At 67.5% G+C, this 203-nt stretch carries 1 protein-coding gene; it reads left to right on the top strand.

Going from position 1 to position 203, the window contains the following annotated elements:
* Window positions 1-203: hypothetical protein (locus ACI0FO_RS29490; protein ID WP_416032103.1), on the top strand; the 203-nt coding region annotated here is incomplete at both ends.

The raw sequence follows: 203 nt of genomic DNA, 5'->3' as shown, positions 1-203 counted from the left end.
ACCGGCGCGCACAACAGCGTGGTCGAAGCCTCCGGCACGACCGTCACCGGTTCGGTCAGCGTGTCGGCGGAAGCTGGTATCGCCGGCGTCAGCGTCGGCGGCCATGACGTCACCAACGCTTCCACGACCCCGGTCGTCATCACCACCGGCAAGGGCGTGCTGACCATCACGGGTTACGACGCCGCCACCGGCAAGATCACCTA

The organism is Achromobacter marplatensis, assembly GCF_049060505.1.
Taxonomy (GTDB): Bacteria; Pseudomonadota; Gammaproteobacteria; order Burkholderiales; family Burkholderiaceae_B; genus Achromobacter; species Achromobacter marplatensis_A.
Note: the sequence above shows the minus strand (reverse complement) of the source record. Positions and strands in the feature narration are given on the sequence as shown.